The organism is Bacillus sp. JJ1503 (genome assembly GCF_036965125.1).
In the GTDB taxonomy this organism is placed as follows: domain Bacteria; phylum Bacillota; class Bacilli; order Bacillales; family Cytobacillaceae; genus Cytobacillus.
Genome location: NZ_JBALOZ010000014.1, coordinates 1 through 2,705, shown reverse-complemented (window position 1 = coordinate 2,705; position 2,705 = coordinate 1). Strand labels below are relative to the sequence as shown.

At 37.4% G+C, this 2,705-nt stretch carries 5 protein-coding genes; 2 read left to right on the top strand and 3 right to left on the bottom strand.

Annotation, left to right across the window (positions count from 1 at the left end; all coding sequences use genetic code 11):
* The first annotated feature begins 36 nt into the window (after positions 1-36).
* Together V7149_RS02010 and V7149_RS02005 are read left to right on the top strand one after the other, a co-directional pair.
* Entirely contained in the window at positions 37-867 is an 831-nt protein-coding gene (locus tag V7149_RS02010) for a YitT family protein (RefSeq protein WP_335343996.1), read from the top strand.
* 20 nt (positions 868-887) lie between these two features.
* Positions 888-1,319 carry a Gmad2 immunoglobulin-like domain-containing protein gene (locus tag V7149_RS02005; protein ID WP_335343995.1) on the top strand — a complete coding sequence of 144 codons (432 nt, stop codon included), beginning with the start codon at positions 888-890 and terminating at the stop codon, positions 1,317-1,319.
* Positions 1,320-1,340: 21 nt separating this feature from the next.
* On the opposite strand, the gene V7149_RS02000 is transcribed toward V7149_RS02005, so the two are convergent.
* From V7149_RS02000 to V7149_RS01990, 3 genes are read right to left on the bottom strand one after another with little or no spacing between them, the layout of a single operon-like run.
* On the bottom strand, positions 1,341-1,541 hold the full coding sequence (locus V7149_RS02000) for a DUF3813 domain-containing protein (RefSeq protein ID WP_335343994.1): 201 nt from the start codon (positions 1,539-1,541) through the stop codon (positions 1,341-1,343).
* Between the two features lies 1 nt (position 1,542).
* Positions 1,543-1,695, bottom strand: a complete 153-nt coding sequence (locus V7149_RS01995; protein ID WP_335343993.1) for a hypothetical protein — start codon at positions 1,693-1,695, stop codon at positions 1,543-1,545.
* A 55-nt stretch (positions 1,696-1,750) separates the two neighbouring features.
* The gene (locus V7149_RS01990; RefSeq protein WP_335343992.1) at positions 1,751-2,551 is read right to left on the bottom strand and encodes a Cof-type HAD-IIB family hydrolase; all 801 of its coding nucleotides are present in this window, start codon (positions 2,549-2,551) and stop codon (positions 1,751-1,753) included.
* Between the last annotated feature and the right edge of the window lie 154 nt (positions 2,552-2,705).

Below are 2,705 nucleotides of genomic sequence, written 5' to 3'. Positions count from 1 at the left end.
TTGGGTAATACTAATAATTTAGGTAGGTGATCACATATGATTTGGTTAAGAACAAAGAAATTAATCATCGTATTAATTGGTGCGTTTCTCGCGGCGATTGCTATGAACTTCTTCCTAATTCCAGCGAATATTTATTCCAGCGGATTTGCAGGTGCTGCACAGCTTTTATCCAGCATATTTGAAGGGAGAATCTCTACTGGAATTTTCCTATTTGTTTTAAATGTTCCAGTTGCTCTTCTAGGCTGGATGAAGGTAGGAAGGTCCTTTACGCTATTTAGTTTTATCAGTGTTCTGGCTATGTCGATCTTTTTAGAAGTGATTCCTGTAAAGGAGTTTTCGAACGATATCTTATTAAATGCAGTTTTTGGTGGAGTGATTGGAGCTGTTGGAGTAGGAATAACTTTAAAATGGGGAGCGTCAACAGGTGGAATGGATATTATTGCAATGGTCCTTTCACGTTTAAATGATAAACCGATTGGCACGTATTTCTTTCTATTAAATTCGATTATCATTATAACAGCAGGTGCCCTTTACGGCTGGGAAAAGGCATTGTATACAATTATGACGCTTTACGTGTCAACAAGGGTTATTGACGCCATTCACACGAGACATGAGAAACTAACGGTTATGATCATTACGAAAAAATCAGATGAAATGAAAAAAGTCATTCATGAAAAACTGCTTAGAGGAATTACCATTGTACCTGCCAAAGGTTCATTTACTAATGAGGAAAAGGAAATGCTCATGATTGTTATCACTCGTTATGAATTATTTTATTTAGAAAGAATAATAAAAGAGATAGATTCAAATGCTTTTACTAATATTGTGCAAACAGTTGGTGTATTAGGTCTCTTCCGCAAGGATTAATTTACCTTTGGAGGGTTAAAATGCTTCAGATTATTATTGCCTATTTATTCATGATTGGCTCCTTTTCGACATATGCTGGAGAAATGATGACCCATTCTTTCGTCAGTTATAACGACATGGAGGGAGTAGCCACGGAAAACAATGCGTTTCGAAAAATAGAGGTAAGTGGCGAGAAAGGGAGTTACACAGTAATTGGGGAAGCACGGTCAAACAGCGGAGAGTTTTTCTATGTCGTTGAGGATGGACATAATGAATTTATTTCTGAGAAGAGGCTGGCAACGAAGGAAAAATTTCCTTCATGGTCAACAATAAAAATAGATATAAATTTTCCGGAAGAGAATTTCCCTGAGAGCGGTACCATTATTCTTTATTTGTATGAGCGAAATGAAGAAGGCAAAATGATAAATGCACTTCCAGTAATCCTGGATAAAGTTCAACAAGCTGACAAGTAGAATGTCAGCTTGTTGTTTCTGTTATGATTGAGGATTTGAAGGAATTTCATCTAACGCTTGCTGCATGCCTGCTAACTGTTCCTGCTCTGCTCTTGTCGAGTTTGCGTATGCAGAGCTTAAGGCATTTTTGGCTACTGCAACAGCGCTAGCCTGCTCAGAGGGGAATGCCGCTTTTGCCATGTTTACAGATTGTTTCGCTTCTTGAAATAATCTATTCCCCATTTTATGCCCCTCCAATAGAAGAATCTTTCACATTAGCCATTTTCTCTGCCTCAGCCTCTGCATATGTTGTATGATAAGGGATACGTTCTGCATGTTTAGTAACGGAATCTACACCCTGCTGAACAAAGCGTTTCGATTTATTACGTCTACCCAATCGAATCCCCTCCAGAAAAGAAGTTATTGAAACAGCTTATCTGCTGCCTCGTTGATTAGTATGCTCTAATCGAANNNTTCAAATTTAATAATTCATTTAAATAAACGGCAACACCGTCTTCTTCATTTGTTAAGGTAACATCTTTTGCCACTGATTTAACCTCATTTATTCCGTTCCCCATAGCGATTCCATATCCTGCAAATTCAAGCATTTCCAGATCATTGTCCTCATCGCCAAAAGCGATAATTCTATCAGCAGGAATCTGGAAGTAATCAGCTGCTCTTTTCAGCCCAACAGCTTTATTTAATCCCGCCTTTACTATTTCAATAACATGAAACGGGGCCGCCCAGCTTCGGTGGTCAATGACTTCAGCATGGAGGCTCGATAGATGATCACGAATCGTTTGCACATGCTCCTGATCGGTATGAATTAACATACTTGTAGGAGAGGCGTTTAGAAAATTGCGCAAATCACCAGTCGTCACATTCGGCTCACCGAAGCCAAATATTTCTATAAGCTTTTTATCTTGATAATGGAAGTAAACATCATCAATGACCTCTGCAATAATGTTATGAAAATGAAAGGAACTGCATCCCTCAACAATTTCTTTAGCAATATTTACTTCTAGCGGTGTATGATAAACTCCCCACTTTTTATCCTTTGGATGATGCACAAAAGCTCCGTTGAAATTAACAATTGGAGTATCAAGATTCATTTCTTTATAATAAATTTCACTTGAACGAAAAGGTCTTCCGGTTGCAATCATGACAANNTTTTTTGTTTTTAATGATATTGTCTTATCATCCTTTAGCAACGTACCATCTAAGTCTAGCGCGATCAAATGCTTTTCTGCCATAATAACAACACCTTCTTTATACAATTTTTTCTATTTCAAGTGTAAAGCTTTAGAAAAAAGAAAGTCCTCATGGTACACTAAATGAGAAATGTTCCTACTCTCGTACCCAACATAAATATGTTTAAAACCAAAAAAATAACTATAAACACTATGT